This is a genomic window from Streptomyces sp. SDT5-1 (assembly GCF_052245995.1).
In the GTDB taxonomy this organism is placed as follows: domain Bacteria; phylum Actinomycetota; class Actinomycetes; order Streptomycetales; family Streptomycetaceae; genus Streptomyces.
Genome location: NZ_CM125963.1, coordinates 7227615 through 7242975, shown reverse-complemented (window position 1 = coordinate 7242975; position 15361 = coordinate 7227615). Strand labels below are relative to the sequence as shown.

Here is a 15361-nt window from a genome sequence, read left to right as displayed (position 1 = left end):
TGCTACTCCGCCTGTGCCGCCGTGCCGCGGCGTCCGAAGAACAGCGACGCCGCGAACGCCGCCAGGCCGATGACACCCGCGAGGACGAACGCCGCGCTCAGGCCGCTCGCGTCGGGCGCGCCGGACGCGGCGTCGGACGCGCGGGACGCCACGGTGACGAAGACCGCCGTGCCGAAGGCACCCGCGACCTGCTGCATCGTCGCGAGGATCGCGCTGCCGTGGGAGTGCAGATGGTCCGAGAGCGCGCTCAGGGACGCCGTCATCAGCGGCGTCATCATCAGGCCGAGCCCGCCCATGAGCAACAGGTGGATGCCGATGACCGCCGTCAGCGAGGAGTCCGGGCCGAGCAGTGAGAACAGCCAGAGGGAGGCGGCCAGGGCCGCCGCGCCGGGGATCACCAGCGGACGCGCGCCCACGCGGTCGAAGAGCCGGCCCACGGGGCGGCCGAGGAGGCCGAGGAGCAGTCCGCCGGGGAGGACGGCGAGGCCGCTGACGAAGGTGGTCGTCCCCATGACCGTCTGAAGGTAGAGCGGCAGCAGGATCGCGGCCGCGCCCAGCATGCACATGAACAGCAGCGCGGACAGCAGCAGGGCGATGGAGAAGGTGGGGTTCGCCAGCGGGCGCAGGTCCAGCAGCGCCCGGTCCTGGCGCTGGAGGCGCAGTTGCCGTACGACGAACACGGCGAGGGACAGCAGGCCGACGACGATCGGCATCCACGGCTCGACGGTGTGCTCCCCGCCACCGGACTCGCCGATGGAGGCCAGACCGTAGAGGACACCGCCGAAGCCGACGGCCGAGAGCACCACCGAGAGGACGTCCAGCGGCACCTTCCGTGTCTCGCTGTCCAGGCGCAGCCATATCGCGCCGATCACCAGCGCCGCCAGCGCCAGCGGCAGGACGATCCAGAACATCCAGCGCCAGCCCAGCGAGGACAGTACCGCGCCGCCGACCGTCGGGCCGATGGCCGGGGCGACCGCGATGACGATCGTGATGGTGCCCATCATCGCGCCGCGGCGCTCCGCGGGGACCAGGCGCATGACCGTCGTCATCAGCATCGGGATCATGACGGCGGTGCCGAACGCCTGCACCACACGCCCGGTGAGCAGCACGCCGAAGCCTGGCGCGAGGGCGCTGATCAGGGTGCCGGTGCTGAACGCCGTCAGCGAGGCCAGGAAGATCTGGCGCGCGGAGAAGCGTTCCAGGAGGAAGCCGGTGATCGGGATGACCACGGCCATCGTCAGCAGGAAGCCGCTGGTCAGCCACTGCACGGTCGTCGTGGAGACCCCCAGGTCGACGGTGAGGTCGCGCAGGGCGACGCTCAGGATCGTCTCGTTCAGGATCATCACGAACGCGGACGCGACCAGGACCGCGATGAGGACGCCTGCGCGCGCCGAGGTCCCGCCCGCGGGCGGGTCGGCTGGTCTGCCGCCCTCCCCGGGCGCGTCCACGTTCTCGACGTTGGTTGGCTGGCTCATGTGGGGCTGTACCTCGCAAGAGTCGGGCGCTCACCGCGGTGGCAGCGGGAGAACGGCGCGCACACGCGGCGCACACCAACCCCCAACGGCTCGGCGCGGCGCAACATTCCCGGTCGGGCGGGAACCGGCGGAACCTCCTCCTATCCGCGCGGGAAGTCGACGCCGGCCGCGCGCAGTCGGGCCTCGACCATCGCGTTTAGCCGCGCGACGGCGGGCGCGTCGTCCTCCCGGTGGCGGTTGACCAACGCGTAGCGGGCCGCGTCGTCGGAGCTTCCGCCGAGCCCGGTGCCCGCCGCCAGCAGGGCGCGGTCGGCCAGCACCTTCTCGGCGAGCGCCGCGGCGAGTTCGTCGAGCCGGGGGTCGTCGGGCGACCAGGACGCCGCGTCCCAGGCGCGCTTGGTCAGCTCGACGTGCGCGGGGTCGTCGAGAAGGTGCTCAAGGCGGGTCAGGAAGGCGTCGAGCATCTCCGGTACGAGGGCCCGGGTGAGCACGAGCGCCTCCCGCTGCGTCTCCAAGTAGGCGGTGGTGACGCCGAGTTCGGCCATGCGGTCCAGGACCGCGCAGGCCCGGTCGGGCAGCAGGGCCCGGTCGCCGTGGGAGATCCGGTGCAGGGTGTCACGGCGTACGACGAGGTCCTCGATCTGGTCGGTGAGCCGGCGGTGGACGTCGTCCAGGGCGGCGGTGAACCGCTCGGGGTCCGCGTCGAGCAGGTCACCGACCTCGGCGAGCGGCACTCCGGCCGCGGCCAGGGTCCGCGCCTGTACGAGACGGAGCAGTTCGGCCGAGCCGTAGCGCCGGTAGCCCGACGTGTCCCGCTCCGGCTCGGCGACCAGGCCGAGCCGGTGATAGTGCCGCACGGTCTTGATGGTGACACCGACGTACGCCGCCGCCTGACCGATGGTGAGCCCGCCCTTGGCGCGCATCTTCGCCCACTCCCCTTCCCCAACTCCCCCGAAGAGGCTTGACCTTGACCTTAGGGCAGGGACCAGGCTCGCCGTACTGCCCCTTCCGGACACCCCTTCCGGAGACCCTTCCGGCAGACGCGCACCGACCAGAGGAGACGACCATGAGCCAGGCCCCGTACACCGCGTCCGACTCCCCCGCCGCCCCGGACCGCCCGCACCTGCGCGGCGTCCTCCAGGAGATCGTGGACTCCGGCATCACCGGAATCCAGCTCCGGGTGAACGACGAGAAGGGCGAATGGGTCGCCACCGCAGGCGCGGCGCAGCTGGACCGCAGCGGCCCGCCACCGGCCGACGGACACGTCCGCATCGGCAGCAACACCAAGACGTTCACCGCGACCCTGGTGCTGCAACTGGTCGCCGAGGGCAGGGTCGACCTCGACGCACCGGCCGTCGACCACCTCCCCGGGTTCGACCTCGACCGCCGGATCACGGTGCGCATGCTGCTGCAGCACACCAGCGGAGTGTTCAACCACACCGGCGAGTTCGACCCTGACGGGACCGTGGTCCCCGGGATCACCTCGACGATCGCGGGCAAGGAGTGGGTCGACAACCGCTTCCACACCCACCACCCACGCGACCTGGCCCGACTGTCGCTCTCGAAGCCGCCGCGGTTCGAGCCGGGCGCGGGCTGGAGCTACTCCAACACCAACTACGTGCTGGCCAGACTGCTCGTCGAGAACGTCACCGGCCGGTCGTGCGCCGAGGTGACACGCGAGCGGATCCTGGACCCGCTGGGCCTGACCGGCACAGTGGTGCCCGGCACTTCGCAGGACATCCCCGAGCCGTACGCCCACGCCTACTACCGCTACGAGGACGCCGGCCGACAACACACGGTCGACGTCAGCCGCCAGAACCCGTCGTGGGTCGACGCGGGCGGCGACATGATCTCCACCACCCGGGACCTGCACACCTTCATCTCCGCGCTGGCCCGCGGCGAACTCGTGCCCGCCCCGCTCCTCGCCGAGATGACCACGCCGCACCCGGCCAGCGGATTCGGCCTCGGCCTGCGCATCCAGAAGACCGGCGACACCGACACGGGCACGCTCCTGTTCCACAACGGCGGCCACAGCGGCCACGCGGCCCTGATGTACTCCACGGCCGAAACTACGTGGACGACGCCGCGATGACGCTCGCGGAACCGTTCATGAAGGCTCAGGACCGGCTCGTACAGGCGGTGTTCGGCGACTGACCCCGCGCACCCGGCACGGTTCAGCTGCCGGGTGCGCGACTCCACGCCCGTTCGGCTCCGCGGCGGCGCGGGAAGCGGGCCGTCACCCGGCCGGCGACGGCGCGTGCGCCGCTGCGCGCCCCGACCAGCGCCTGTACGCCGATGAGGACCCACACGAAGTTCGACGTCACCGAGGGCCACGCCCCGCTGGCGGCGGCGGAGACCGCCAGGAGAGCCCCGCCGAGCATGTTGATCAGCTGAAACGTCTGCGCGTCCGGCTGGATGACACGACGCGAGACCAAGAGATAGGCGGCGGCCGTGGACAGGGCGCCCACCCACCCCGCCGCCGTCGCCGCGTAGGTCGCGATTGCCTGCATGTCCCCCATGGTGGACACCTACCGCATACAGATCAATCGAAGTTCGCTACGCCGGGGGTTAAGCTGAATTGAATGGATGTGGACCCGCGGAAACTGGCCGTCCTGCTCGCCGTTCACCGGGCGGGCGGGATCCTCGCGGCCGCCGACGTACTGCACCTGACGCCCTCCGCCGTGTCGCAGCAGATCAGCCGCCTCGAGGCCGAGGTCGGCGCCCCGGTGCTCGACCGTCAGCCGCACGGCGCCGTCGTCACGGCCGCGGGCCGGATGCTCACCGAGGCGGCCGAGCGCATCGAGTCGGAACTGACCGATGTCACACGGTCGTTGGCGGCCCTGCGCGATGAGGTCTCCGGCACCGTCGTCATCGCCGCGTTCCAGACCGTGATCCGGGCCCTGCTCGTCCCGCTGGTGCATCAACTACGCGACGAATACCCGGGGTTGGAGCTGCAGATCCACGAGATGGACGGCGAGAAGGCACAGCAGGAGCTGCGGGCAGGGACGGTCGACCTGCTGATCGTGGAGGCCGAGACCCCCATCGGCCGCAGGTCGGCGCGGGGGACGCGGGACGTGCCGATCCTCGAGGAGCCGTGGGTGGTCGTCACGCCTGCCGGGACCCCGACGCCCACCACCCTCGCCGACCTCGAACACCTCACGTGGCTCGGCGTCGACGCGGACGCCGCCGCCCACGGCGCCACCGAACACGTACGCCGCGGCATGACCGCCGCCCGTACCGCCCACAGCTACTACGACTACAACGCCGCGCTGGCGCTGGTCGCGGGCGGGCTCGGCATCGCGGTGCTGCCGTCCCTGGCCGTGCACGGACTGCCGCCCGACGGGGTCAAGGCGGTGTCCGTGCCGGGTCTCGGCACGCGCCGCCTGATCGCCCGGCACCGCACCAGCCGCGCGGAACCGCGCAAGGAGGTGGCGACCGTCCTCGACGGGATCATCAGGGCGGCCGCCGAGCTGCCGTCGCCGACGGCGTGACCGGCCTTGGCATGCCCGTGGCGTACGCCGGAAATAATCGCTCGCCCGCCCGCCTCCGGCCCGCCTACCCTTTCCCTGCTGCTTCCGAACGACCGGGCCCCGCGCCCACCGAGAGGGTGTCTTGATGACCCGGCCCGCGCCGAGCGCGCCTCACCGCGACGTACTGCCGACATCCAACGCACGTACACACAGCGGGTAACCGACCGAACCAGCCGTCGAGGCCGCTCGGCCTGCTCTTGCTGTCGATGACCATCTCCCCAGCAAGGAGCACAGGTGTCCGAGCACACCACCCCCAACCCGAATTCCAGCCCCACCCTCAAGGTCAGTACGTTCGTCTGCGCCTGGTGCGGTCTCACCGTGACCCTCGCCGATCCCGACGGCCGCGGCCGTAACCACTGCCCTTCGTGCCTGCACTCGCGGCACGTCGTGGACCACGTCCACGGTGGCCGCTCCGAGTGCCACGGCCGAATGTCCCCGATCGCCATCGCCGTCCTGCGGACCGGCGACTGGATGATCGTCCACCGCTGCGTACGGTGCGACGAGCTCACCTCGAACCCGGTGAGCCCCGACGACAACCAGCTGGTGCTGATGCGGATGGCGGTGCGGCCGCTGGCGCAGCCACCCTTCCCCCTCGAAACGTTCGGAACGCTGTGAGCGGGGAGGCCAGGCATGCCACGCCGTAACCGGACGACGACCGAAGGGCCCGCCGCCCGGCGGCGCCGTCAACGGACCAAGGACGTCCTCCACGACCAGCGGGAAGGCCATCGCGGACACGACTTCCGCTGCGCGGGCTGCCGGCTCGACGTGTCCCTGGACGCCCCGGGCAGCGGTCACCGCAACCACTGCCCGAACTGCCTGACCAGCCTGCACGTGGACGCCCGGATACCGGGCGACCGCGCGTCGGACTGCCGGGGCCGGATGGACGCCCTGACGGTGTCCTGCCGCCCGGACGGTGAGTGGCTGATCGTCCACGAGTGCCTCGCGTGCGGCGAGCTGTCCACGAACCGTGTCGCGGGCGACGACAACGCCCTGGTCCTGATGCGCCTCGCGGTCCGCCCGCTGCGGGCCACGGGCCGGGCGGCGAACCGCACGCTGCTGATGCTGTGAGCGGGCGGCGGCCCGGTACGGACACCGCTCCCGTACCGGGCCGTCGCCGTCGCGGCGCACACCATTCCGGTATCCTGTGAGGCAGTAGGTGCGTTCGGGACGACCCGAACGGCGGAGACACGCGCTGGGACGGCCCGCAGATTGGGAGATCTGACCCGTGTCGGTCGTCTCTGGCATCCGAAAAGTCCTGACTCCCCGCGCGCTCGCGCAGCTGCTGCTCGGCTGGATCGCCTTCGGCGCACTGCTCGTCGCGGGCCCCGCACTCGAAGGCCCCCTCTCCACACCGGTGCTCTTCGGGCTGCTCGCGGTGATCGTCCTCGTGATCGTGGCCTGCGCCTTCGGCGTGGTCACGCAGGCCGAACGCCTCTCCCACCGGCTGGGAGATCCGTACGGAACCCTGGTCCTCACCCTGTCCATCGTGGTGATCGAGGTCATCCTGATCTCGTCCGTGATGCTCGGCCCCGGGGAACACGCGACGATCGCCCGTGACTCGGTGATGGCCGTGTCGATGATCATCCTCAACCTCGTCATCGGCGTCGCCCTGCTCGTCGCCGGCATCCGCCACGGCAGCCTGCGCCCCAACCGCGCCGGTGTGTCCTCGTACGTGTCCCTGCTGGTGGTCCTCCTCGCGACGGCCTTCGCCCTGCCGGGCCTGATCGGTTCCGACGGCGCGTACACGGCGGGCCAGGAGGTGCCGATCCTCGTCGCCACCCTGGCGCTGTACGCGTTCTTCCTCTGGCGCCAGATGGGTCCGCAGAGCGCGGACTTCCAGGAGGTCACGTCGGTGCCCGCCGCGTCCGAGGAGAACCAGGAGGAGCGGCCCGGCATCAAGGACGTCCTGTCGGCCCACCGCATCGAGGTGATCTCGCGCGCCGTGGTGCTGGTCCTCACCGTCATCCCGGTCGTCCTCCTCTCGCACGACATGGCCACCCTCCTCGACGAGGGCCTCGGCCGCATCGGCGCCCCGGTGGAACTGTCGGGCATCCTCATCGCGATGATCGTCTTCCTTCCGGAGACGATCACCACGATCCGCGCCGCCCACACGGGCGAGATCCAGCGCGTGAGCAACCTGTGCCACGGCGCCCTGGTCTCCACCGTCGGCCTGACCATCCCGGCCGTACTCACCATCGGCCTGCTCACCGGACAGACCGTCCACCTCGCCGAGACCCCCGCGAACCTCGTCCTGCTCGGCGTCACCCTGATCCTGACGGTGACCTCCTTCTTCGGCAAGAAGGTCACCGCGGTGCACGGCGCCGCACACCTGATGGCGTTCCTGCTGTACGCGCTCGTCGTCTTCTCCTGAGCGCGCCCTCGGTAGCGTGGACGCCCAAAGGCCCCCGACGGAGAGTACTGAGACGGCGATGACTGAACCCACGGACCGCACTGAACCGACGGACCGGATCGAACCGACAGAACCTACGGAACCGACGAAGCCCGAGGTCGACGTTCCGGAGGGTGACGCTCCCACCGAGCTGACCGTCCGGGACCTCGTCGTCGGGGACGGCCCCGAGGTGAAGCCCGGCATGGTGGTCAGGGTCCACTACGTCGGGGTGACCTTCGCGACCGGCAAGGAGTTCGACTCCTCCTGGGACCGGGGCGAACCGTTCAAGTTCGGCCTGGGCAGCGGCAGGGTCATCAAGGGCTGGGACCGCGGGGTGCGGGGAATGCGGGTCGGCGGCCGCCGCGAGCTCGTCATTCCCCCGCGCCTCGGCTACGGCAAGGAGTCTCCGACCCCGGCGATCCCGCCGGGCTCGACCCTCGTCTTCGTGGTGGACCTGCTCGACGCGTACTCGCGGACGTCCGGGTGGAGCAGCTCCCAGTGACTACGCTGCGGTCACTTCGCTGGAACCACGGTGCAATCTGGGGGACTTGAGGCCGGATGGGCGAGGTGTGGGAGGCCCGCGACGAGGTCCTGGGGCGCCCGGTCGCCGTCAAGGTGATCTCCATGCTCGCCGGTGGCGGCAGCGCCGCCGACGAGGCCCGCGCCCGCCTTCTGCGCGAGGCGCGGATCACCGCCGCGCTGCAACATCCGCACATCGTGACCGTGCACGACGTGGGCACGGCCGTCACCCCCGAGGGCAGCGGCGACCGTCCGGAACAGCGCCCCGGTGGCCGCGGGCCGGACGCTCGCCTTCCTGGACCCTCAGGAGAAGCTGCGGGGCATCCGGCTTTGAGGGTGGTTTGACGACAGGCGTGCGAGTCCGATGGCAGGCGGTAGTGGGTGGAGTCCTCACTCCGAGCGGCTGCTGTCGATGCCCTCGGTGAGCACGTCCCGGAGCGACACGGTGGCTGCGTGGAGGCAGGTTGCGAAGTCCTTGTCGCCGTACTCCTCAGCCCAGCGGTCGAGGGCGTTCTGGGATGCGATGGTGGCGATCTGCGCCACCAGTTTCGCGCTGTCGTCGTCGACGCCCCGCTGCAGGAGCGCGTCCTGGATCGCGCTCGTGACTGCAGCGAGCTTGGTGCGCTCCCGCTCCTGAAGCTCGGGACTGGAGGCGATCACAGCGCGGCGTTCAGAGGCGCGGTCGATGTGCTCGGCGAGGGCGGCGCCGACCTGAGTGAGAGCTTCGAGAGCTGCCGACAGAGGAGAAGCAGCCGGGTCGGCGTCCAGGACTGCCGCACGCACGGCGGCGGGCAGCCGCTCCGAGCCGGCGAACAGGACCTCGCGCTTGTCGGCGAAGTAGCGGAAGTACGAGCGGCGGGTGATCCCGGCCCGCTCGGCAATCTGCGTCACGGTCACGTTGTCGTACCCATGCTCCGTGTAGAGCTCGAGCGCCGCTTGCGTGAGGCGCTCCGCGGTTCCGGGATCCCATCTGGCCATGGTCGAACGATAGCAAGTGATGTCTCACTGTGTCATCAGTGCTAGAGTTGGTGATGACACAGTGAGACATCACTGTGCGGGGTGCCCCCTGTATTCGACGAGGCGGGCGACCGCCTCATTCATGGCAGGACAGGAGCAGGCTCATGACCGACACCACCCGGAGCGCGCGACGCGAGGAGATCTGGATCCTCGGCGCGGGCGGGCGCATCGGAAGCGCCGTCACCGCGAACCTTGCCGCCCAGGGGTTCAAGCCCGTACTGGTGGGACGCGAAAGCGGCGGCGACCGGCTGCGCAGGACCGCCGCGGACCTCGGGAGCCGAGTCGTCATCGCGAACGGCGTCGACGGCATCGCGGCCGAGATCACCCGACAGCGGCCCGCCGTGGTCTTCAACGGCATCGGGAACTACGCAGAGACGGCCCCGGTCATCGCCCGGGCGTGCATGCCCGGTGGGCACTACCTCGACCTGGCCGCGGATCTGACCGCCGTCCCCCGCCTGCTCGACCTGGGCCGGGAGGCCGAAGAGGCGGGCAGCACGCTGGTGACCGGATCGGGCTTCGTCGTACTGGCCACCGAAGCCGTCGTGATCAAGCTGTGCGAGGACCGCCCGACCCCCGCCACCGTGCGCGTCGACGCGCTGGCCTCGGTGTCCCTCAGTGCCGGAGTCGTCGGCGCCGCCTTCGCCGCCTCCATGATCGACATGTTCGCCACCGGTGGACGTCGATACACCGACGGACGCATGGTCACCTCACGCCTCGGCGCCGATCTCCAACAACTCACCCTCCCCGACGGGGAACAGGCGAAGTCCGCGGGCGCTCCCACCGCCGAACTCCTCGCCGCCCACCGGGCCAGCAACGCACCGTCCGTCACGGTGACCACCGGGATGGCTCCCACCTCGCGCGCCGTGCGGGCCGTGGCCCCACTCGTCGGAAAGCTGCTGTCCATCGAGCCGCTGCGACGCTTCGCCCTCAGCGGGATGGCCAAGGCCAAGATGAAGGAATCCCCGGCCCCTCGCCGTCACTCGTGGGGGCATGCCGTGGTCACCTGGGCGGACGGCACCCGCCGGGAGGGCTGGCTGCGCGCCGACGACGGCATGGACTACACCGCATCGGTGGCCGCCACGGTGGCCGCCCACCTCGCCCGCGGCGAGGGCCGGCCGGGCGCCTACACGCCCGGCGCCCTGTTCGGCGCCGACCTCGCCGAGCAGGCAGGCGGACAGTTCCTCCTCCACGACACGACCGGCACCCGGGGCGGACCGGTCATGGACTGACGAGGTGCCCGCCTCCGCGAACCGCGGCGCGGCCACCCGGGTCGGCGGGCTACGGGATCACGGCGCGGATCCCTCGCCGCCGGAGGTGCTCACGGGTCGTGCCCTAGGCATCCGGCGACACGGTCGCTGTGACCGGGGTGCCGGCCTCCACGGTGCGGCTCACCGTGCACAGGCGGTCGTGCGAGCTCTTGACGGCGCGCGGCAGGATCGCGCGAGGCCGGTCGCCCTCCGGGCCTTCGGGGAACGTGACATGGAAGGTGACCGCGAGGTTCGTCATGCGGTTGCCGCCCTCGTCCTCGACCTTGTCCCCGGACGCCGTGACGGTGAACCCGGTCGGCTCGGCGTGCCGGGTCGTGGCGGCCTCCACGTCGACCGCGGTGCATCCGCCGAGCGCGGCGAGCAGGAGCTCGACCGGAGTGAAGTCGTCGTCCGACCCGGTGCCGAAGGTGACAGTGCCCCCACGGGCGTTGGTCGCGGTGAACCGTCCCGGGCCGGCACGTTCGATGGACACGGAGCGCAGCGCGTCGTTGTCAGTCATGGCTCCGACAGTAGTGTCCGCCGACACACACCGCCGACCGCGACCGGTGCGGACCGCCGCCGGCCGCCGACGCGTCGAGAAGGCTCTGCCCCGCAACAGCCGACTCTGCGGCCGGGGTCGCCCACCGCGATCAGACGACGCCCGGCGATACAGGCGCACGCGCGGCGGCTGGTATTACTGGGGTATGCAGGAAGAGACGGCACGCACCGCGATCGACACCTTCATCTCCGCGTTCAACACCTCGGACGACACGTACGTGGCCGACCTGCTCTCTCAGGCCCTGACCACGGACGTGGTCTTCTGGGGGCCGTTGGGACGCAGCGAAGGCATCGCGGCGGTCGAGCGGTTCGTGCTGGACATCCGGCACCACCCGGCGGGGTCCGGCACGATGGTGCGCTGTTCGGCGGTGGACATGCCCAGCGAATGGGCCCGCTACCAGTGGGTCTTCACCACACCGGACGGAGGTCCTCGCCTGGCGGGGACGGACGTCGTGCATCTGCAGCGCAGCCTCATCGACCAGATCATCGTCTTCGCGGGGGAGATCGAGAAGTCCTGAGGGGGCACGCAGCCCCGTCGCCGCGCTCACCACCGGTTCGGCGCCCGCACCGTGAGGCGCAGGCTCGATCCCCGGGCGCCCACGGCCAGCGCCACCCGTCCCGCCGGAACGTCCGAGGCGATCTCCGGGTGGTCGTCGCTCGACACGCGGAGCACCAGCCGGTGTCCCGCGGCGATGCGGTAGTGGGTCGGCCAGATGTGCACCGCCAGGTCGTGGCGGACGCCCGGTGTCACGGGGGCGAGCGCCGAGTGCCCCAGGCGGTGGCTCGCCTTGAGCCAGCCGGCGGTGATCCTGGTGCGGGTGCCGTCCGGCGCCACGTCGTACAGCACGGCGGCGACATTGCCGTCGGAGGCGGTGAACGCGGCACGGACCGTCGCGGTGGCGTCCCCGGCGAGCACCACGTCACGCGTGAACGCGGCCGTGCCGAAGAGGAGTTGCTGGTCGTCTCGCGGTGCGTCGGTTCCCGTGTTGACCTCGAACACGGCCTCCCCCGCCGGGCCGGGCGCGGCCGACAGTGAGCCGTCCCCGCGCAGGGCCAGCGTCACGGCACGGGAGTCACGCGGCGGCCACTGCTCGAACTGCTGCCAGCCCCCGCCGGCCCCCGGCCCCGGGATCTCGTACGACGTGACCCGTGCGGCCGGCAGCGGCGCCCGCGGGTCACCGCCGAGCCATCGGTCCCACCAAGCCAGATACGCGCCCGGGCCGATGCCCGCGTACTGGGTCGCCGGGTCCCCGTGGTCCCAGGGGCCGGAGACGAGCCACACGTTCTCCGGCCGGGCCAGGTGGTTCTTGACCATGCCGTCGCGGTAGCGGTCGTACCAGCCGTTGATCTCGAGGGTGGGGACGGTGAGGCGGTCCCAGCGGGTCATCACGCTGCGGCCGCGCCAGAAGTCGTCGTAGAGCGGATGCTCGGCGTAGGTCCGCAGGGTGGCGGGCGCGGTGGTCTCCTGCCAGGCGCGGATGCGCGGGGAGTAGATCCCGCCGCGGTAGATGGTGTTCTCGTACCAGTCGTGCAGGGCGTTGGTGGGGATGACGGCCTTCAGGTGCGGGGGCCGGTTGACGGCGACGAGGAGGCTCGTGTGACCGCCGTAGCTGACGCCCATCTGTCCGATGTCGCCGGTGCAGCCGGGATGCCGGGCGAGCCACTCGATCGCATCGTAGTTGTCGCGCTGCTCCTGGGGGCTGAACGGGTCGACGGTGCCGGGTGACGCGCCGGAGCCGCGGGTCTGGCACACCAGCGCGTTGTAACCGCGCCGGACGAAGTACGCGGCGGCGGCACCGAATTGTTCCAGGTTGGCGGCGTAGGCGGTGAACTCGTGGACGATACCGGGGAAGTGGCCCGTGGCCGCCTTCCCGTCCGGGGCGGCGGGCCGGTACAGCTGGGCCGCGAGATGTCCGCCGTCGCGCAGCGGCACCCGCACGTCCTCGCGTACGACGCCGTAGCGTGCCGGTCTGTCGTACGAGAAGAAGGGGTCGGTGAGGGGGGTGGGCCCGGCGGCCGCTGCCGCACGTGCCGGGCCGAGGGCCGCGGTCAGCACGCCGGCCCCTGCGAGGGCGCACACTGTACGGCGGCTGGGGCTGGAATGCGTGGTCTTCATGCGTGAGGGCTCCTTGCCGGGAGAGCGGGGCGGGTGGGGCCGGTCAGAGGGATATCGCGCCCGTGACGAGCGCCGCCGCCGTCATCACGAGCGTCGTGCCGAACGCCCAGCGGAAGATGAACCGCTGGTGCTCGCCGAGCTGGACGCCGCTCATGCTGACGAGGATGAACGTGGAGGCCGTGAGCGGGCTGAGCGGGAAGCCGGTGGTCATCTGGCCGAGGACGGCGGCCCGCGCGATCTCCGCCTGATCGGCGCCGAACCCGGACGCCGTGTGGGCGAGTACCGGCAGCACCCCGAAGTAGTAGGCGTCCGGGGTGAACGCCAGGCTCAACGGCATGCCCGTGACGGCCACGATCGGCGCGAGATGGCCGCCGAGGGAGTCCGGTACGACGGAGACGAGCGCCCCGGCCATCTCCTCGATCATCTTGGTGCCGGTGAGTACTCCGGTGAAGACACCGGCGGCGAAGATCATCGTCGTGACGAGGACGACGCTCTTGGCGTGCTTCTCCAGGAGCGCCTGCTGCTGCTCCCAGCGCGGGTGGTTGACGACGAGGGCGAGGGCGAACGCGACCGCGAACAGCACGGGCAGGGGCATGAGTTGGAGGACAAGCGTCACGATCAGGACGACGGTCAGCAGCGCGTTGAACACGGTGAGCGGGAGCGGCGGGCGGCCGGCCGAGGACATGAGGGGGGTGCCGGGGCCGTCTCCCACCGTGTGGGAGGGGGCCTCCTGACGTTCCTCGCGCTGGTCCGGCACCGTCCCGAGACGTCGCCGCTCCCTTCGGCCGATCCAGTACGCGGCGAGCAGCACCCACACGATCCCGCAGGCCATCGCGGGCAGCACCGGCGTGAAGACATCCGAACCGTCCAGCTTCAGCGCGGCCATGGCCCGCACCGTGGGCCCACCCCACGGGACCATGTTCATCACACCCGCCCCGAGGCACACCACACCCGACAGCACCAGTGGGCTCATGCCCAGGCGTTTGTACACGGGCAGCAGCGCGGAGACGGTGATGAGGAAGGTGGACGCCCCGTCGCCGTCGAGTGCCACGCACATGGTGAGCACCGCCGTGCCGATGGCGATCCGCGCCGGGTCGTTGCGCGCGAGCCGCAGGATGCCGTTGATCAGAGGGTCGAAGAGTCCGGCGTCGACCATCAACGTGAAGTACAGGACGGCGAAGGCGATCATGATGCCGGTGGGCGCCACCGTCTCAAGGCCTTCCAGGATCATGTCGCCCATGTCCCCGGCGAATCCGCCGACGAGGGCGGCGAGGACCGGCAGCAGCACGAGCGCCACCAGGACGGAGACCCGTTTGGTCATGGTGAGCACGAGGAACAGGCCGATCGTGGTAAATCCCAGCGCTGCCAGCATGGTTGTCGCTCACCTTCTCCGTCGGCGTGTTCTCGCGGATGAGTGTCGAAGCGGCGACGTATCGGCGTCCAGCATCAAACCGAGATCTATCCATGCGGTTCTCGCATCAAAGGCCGGGCGGGCGCGTAGGGTCCCTCGCCATGGACAGCACTCTGCGTCAGCTCACGGCCTACGCGGCCGTGGCCCGGGCGGGCAGTTTCACGGCGGCGGCGACACACCTGCGGGTCTCCCAGTCCTCGCTCAGCCGCGCGGTGGCGGACCTGGAGCGGCAGTTGGGGGCCCGGCTCCTCGAACGTGACACCCGCAATGTGGAGTTGACCGCCGCGGGCGTCGAGGCGCTGCGCATCGCGGAGCAGATAGTCAACGCCCACCGGTCGGGCATGAAGGAGCTGGAACGCTTCCTGCTCGGCGAGTCGGGCACGGTCGCCGTGGCCACCCTCCCGTCCGTCGCCGCGGTGCTGCTGCCCCAGGTGATCCTCGACTTCCGCCGGCAGCGGCCGCAGGTGGCGGTGCAGCTCATGGACGGCCTGGAGCAGTCCGTGCTCAGCCGGGTGCTCTCCGGGGACGCCGACTTCGCGATCACCACGGGCGAGCCGTCCGGGCAGCTGGAGCACCACCCCCTGGTGCGCGACCGGTTCGTGGCGGTGCTGCCGCGGGAACATCCCCTGGCCGAGCGCGCGGAGACCACGTGGGACGACCTGGCCCGCGAGCCGTTCCTCGCGGTCGGCCCCGACTCCAGCGTGCGGCGCCTCACCGACGCCGCGTTCGCCCAGCTCGGCTCGGGGTCGGCGCCGGCAGCGGAGGCGGGCAATGTCGCCACCGTCGGCGGGCTCGTGGCGGCGGGCCTCGGGGTGACCGCGATGCCCGCGCTGGTCCTGCCACTCCTCGGCACGGGCCCGTTCGTGCACCGGCCGCTGGTCGAGCCGGTCGTGCACCGCGGGCTCGACATCGCCGTCCGCGCACGCCGGCCGCTCCCCCGGGCGGCCGACCGGTTCCTGGAGACGCTGCAGGAGTTCCGGGCGCGGCGGCACGACCTGCCGCCAGGTGTCACGTGGGCCTGACCTGGGACTCCCACCCCGGCAATTCATGCGTAGAACGCAAGGATTGATCGCCCTTTCATGCTGGACGCTCATGCCGT

At 71.2% G+C, this 15361-nt stretch carries 17 protein-coding genes; 10 read left to right on the top strand and 7 right to left on the bottom strand.

Annotation, left to right across the window (positions count from 1 at the left end; translation table 11 throughout):
- Positions 1-2: 2 nt before the first annotated feature.
- Together ACTWJ8_RS33215 and ACTWJ8_RS33210 are read right to left on the bottom strand one after the other, a co-directional pair.
- Positions 3-1475, bottom strand: a complete 1473-nt coding sequence (locus ACTWJ8_RS33215; protein ID WP_443261254.1) for a DHA2 family efflux MFS transporter permease subunit — start codon at positions 1473-1475, stop codon at positions 3-5.
- Positions 1476-1615: 140 nt separating this feature from the next.
- Entirely contained in the window at positions 1616-2398 is a 783-nt protein-coding gene (locus tag ACTWJ8_RS33210) for a MerR family transcriptional regulator (RefSeq protein ID WP_443261253.1), read from the bottom strand.
- Positions 2399-2541: 143 nt separating this feature from the next.
- Here ACTWJ8_RS33210 and ACTWJ8_RS33205 point away from each other — a divergent pair, with 143 nt between their 5' ends.
- The gene (locus tag ACTWJ8_RS33205; RefSeq protein WP_443261252.1) at positions 2542-3567 is read left to right on the top strand and encodes a serine hydrolase domain-containing protein; all 1026 of its coding nucleotides are present in this window, start codon (positions 2542-2544) and stop codon (positions 3565-3567) included.
- A gap of 82 nt (positions 3568-3649) precedes the next feature.
- On the opposite strand, the gene ACTWJ8_RS33200 is transcribed toward ACTWJ8_RS33205, so the two are convergent.
- Complete coding sequence (locus ACTWJ8_RS33200; protein WP_356373559.1) at positions 3650-3985, bottom strand: CBU_0592 family membrane protein; 336 nt, start codon at positions 3983-3985, stop codon at positions 3650-3652.
- Positions 3986-4057: 72 nt separating this feature from the next.
- Between ACTWJ8_RS33200 and ACTWJ8_RS33195 the strand changes: the two genes are divergently transcribed.
- The 6 genes from ACTWJ8_RS33195 to ACTWJ8_RS33170 all read left to right on the top strand — a co-directional run bounded on the left by ACTWJ8_RS33195 (position 4058) and on the right by ACTWJ8_RS33170 (position 8258).
- A complete protein-coding gene (locus tag ACTWJ8_RS33195; protein WP_356373560.1) occupies positions 4058-4966 on the top strand; it encodes a LysR family transcriptional regulator in 909 nt (302 codons plus the stop codon).
- 273 nt (positions 4967-5239) lie between these two features.
- The gene (locus ACTWJ8_RS33190) at positions 5240-5620 is read left to right on the top strand and encodes an RNHCP domain-containing protein (protein WP_356373561.1); all 381 of its coding nucleotides are present in this window, start codon (positions 5240-5242) and stop codon (positions 5618-5620) included.
- A gap of 15 nt (positions 5621-5635) precedes the next feature.
- Positions 5636-6073 carry an RNHCP domain-containing protein gene (locus tag ACTWJ8_RS33185; RefSeq protein ID WP_443261251.1) on the top strand — a complete coding sequence of 146 codons (438 nt, stop codon included), beginning with the start codon at positions 5636-5638 and terminating at the stop codon, positions 6071-6073.
- Between the two features lie 157 nt (positions 6074-6230).
- Complete coding sequence (locus ACTWJ8_RS33180) at positions 6231-7376, top strand: calcium:proton antiporter (RefSeq protein ID WP_443261250.1); 1146 nt, start codon at positions 6231-6233, stop codon at positions 7374-7376.
- Between the two features lie 58 nt (positions 7377-7434).
- Positions 7435-7896 (top strand): FKBP-type peptidyl-prolyl cis-trans isomerase, encoded by a 462-nt coding sequence (locus ACTWJ8_RS33175; RefSeq protein WP_356373564.1) that lies wholly within the window; start codon positions 7435-7437, stop codon positions 7894-7896.
- A gap of 56 nt (positions 7897-7952) precedes the next feature.
- Positions 7953-8258, top strand: coding sequence for a hypothetical protein (locus ACTWJ8_RS33170; RefSeq protein ID WP_356373565.1), 306 nt, complete (start codon positions 7953-7955; stop codon positions 8256-8258).
- A gap of 45 nt (positions 8259-8303) precedes the next feature.
- On the opposite strand, the gene ACTWJ8_RS33165 is transcribed toward ACTWJ8_RS33170, so the two are convergent.
- Positions 8304-8891, bottom strand: a complete 588-nt coding sequence (locus tag ACTWJ8_RS33165) for a TetR/AcrR family transcriptional regulator (RefSeq protein ID WP_443261249.1) — start codon at positions 8889-8891, stop codon at positions 8304-8306.
- Between the two features lie 143 nt (positions 8892-9034).
- On the opposite strand from ACTWJ8_RS33165, the gene ACTWJ8_RS33160 reads away from it, so the two are divergent.
- Entirely contained in the window at positions 9035-10159 is a 1125-nt protein-coding gene (locus ACTWJ8_RS33160) for a hypothetical protein (protein WP_443261248.1), read from the top strand.
- A gap of 103 nt (positions 10160-10262) precedes the next feature.
- On the opposite strand, the gene ACTWJ8_RS33155 is transcribed toward ACTWJ8_RS33160, so the two are convergent.
- Positions 10263-10697, bottom strand: a complete 435-nt coding sequence (locus ACTWJ8_RS33155) for an OsmC family protein (RefSeq protein WP_443261247.1) — start codon at positions 10695-10697, stop codon at positions 10263-10265.
- 184 nt (positions 10698-10881) lie between these two features.
- Here ACTWJ8_RS33155 and ACTWJ8_RS33150 point away from each other — a divergent pair, with 184 nt between their 5' ends.
- Complete coding sequence (locus ACTWJ8_RS33150) at positions 10882-11253, top strand: nuclear transport factor 2 family protein (RefSeq protein WP_356373569.1); 372 nt, start codon at positions 10882-10884, stop codon at positions 11251-11253.
- A 26-nt stretch (positions 11254-11279) separates the two neighbouring features.
- Here the strand turns inward: ACTWJ8_RS33150 and ACTWJ8_RS33145 are convergent, their stop codons facing one another.
- Both ACTWJ8_RS33145 and ACTWJ8_RS33140 read right to left on the bottom strand, forming a co-directional pair.
- Positions 11280-12851: a CocE/NonD family hydrolase gene (locus tag ACTWJ8_RS33145; RefSeq protein WP_443261246.1), complete on the bottom strand. Its 1572-nt coding sequence runs from the start codon at positions 12849-12851 to the stop codon at positions 11280-11282.
- Positions 12852-12894: 43 nt separating this feature from the next.
- Positions 12895-14223 carry a CitMHS family transporter gene (locus ACTWJ8_RS33140; RefSeq protein ID WP_443261245.1) on the bottom strand — a complete coding sequence of 443 codons (1329 nt, stop codon included), beginning with the start codon at positions 14221-14223 and terminating at the stop codon, positions 12895-12897.
- Positions 14224-14363: 140 nt separating this feature from the next.
- On the opposite strand from ACTWJ8_RS33140, the gene ACTWJ8_RS33135 reads away from it, so the two are divergent.
- Entirely contained in the window at positions 14364-15284 is a 921-nt protein-coding gene (locus tag ACTWJ8_RS33135; protein WP_443261243.1) for a LysR family transcriptional regulator, read from the top strand.
- Positions 15285-15361: the final 77 nt, after the last annotated feature.

Bases quoted from the DNA above. Each gene is read 5' to 3' on its own strand.
- ACTWJ8_RS33215 (WP_443261254.1), bottom strand. From the start codon at position 1,475: ATGAGCCAGCCAACCAACGTCGAGAACGTGGACGCGCCCGGGGAGGGC.
- ACTWJ8_RS33205 (WP_443261252.1), top strand. From the start codon at position 2,542: ATGAGCCAGGCCCCGTACACCGCGTCCGACTCCCCCGCCGCCCCGGAC.
- ACTWJ8_RS33175 (WP_356373564.1), top strand. From the start codon at position 7,435: ATGACTGAACCCACGGACCGCACTGAACCGACGGACCGGATCGAACCG.
- ACTWJ8_RS33135 (WP_443261243.1), top strand. From the start codon at position 14,364: ATGGACAGCACTCTGCGTCAGCTCACGGCCTACGCGGCCGTGGCCCGG.
- ACTWJ8_RS33210 (WP_443261253.1), bottom strand. From the start codon at position 2,398: ATGCGCGCCAAGGGCGGGCTCACCATCGGTCAGGCGGCGGCGTACGTC.
- ACTWJ8_RS33155 (WP_443261247.1), bottom strand. From the start codon at position 10,697: ATGACTGACAACGACGCGCTGCGCTCCGTGTCCATCGAACGTGCCGGC.
- ACTWJ8_RS33195 (WP_356373560.1), top strand. From the start codon at position 4,058: ATGGATGTGGACCCGCGGAAACTGGCCGTCCTGCTCGCCGTTCACCGG.
- ACTWJ8_RS33140 (WP_443261245.1), bottom strand. From the start codon at position 14,223: ATGCTGGCAGCGCTGGGATTTACCACGATCGGCCTGTTCCTCGTGCTC.
- ACTWJ8_RS33160 (WP_443261248.1), top strand. From the start codon at position 9,035: ATGACCGACACCACCCGGAGCGCGCGACGCGAGGAGATCTGGATCCTC.
- ACTWJ8_RS33170 (WP_356373565.1), top strand. From the start codon at position 7,953: ATGGGCGAGGTGTGGGAGGCCCGCGACGAGGTCCTGGGGCGCCCGGTC.
- ACTWJ8_RS33185 (WP_443261251.1), top strand. From the start codon at position 5,636: ATGCCACGCCGTAACCGGACGACGACCGAAGGGCCCGCCGCCCGGCGG.
- ACTWJ8_RS33150 (WP_356373569.1), top strand. From the start codon at position 10,882: ATGCAGGAAGAGACGGCACGCACCGCGATCGACACCTTCATCTCCGCG.
- ACTWJ8_RS33165 (WP_443261249.1), bottom strand. From the start codon at position 8,891: ATGGCCAGATGGGATCCCGGAACCGCGGAGCGCCTCACGCAAGCGGCG.
- ACTWJ8_RS33200 (WP_356373559.1), bottom strand. From the start codon at position 3,985: ATGCAGGCAATCGCGACCTACGCGGCGACGGCGGCGGGGTGGGTGGGC.
- ACTWJ8_RS33145 (WP_443261246.1), bottom strand. From the start codon at position 12,851: ATGAAGACCACGCATTCCAGCCCCAGCCGCCGTACAGTGTGCGCCCTC.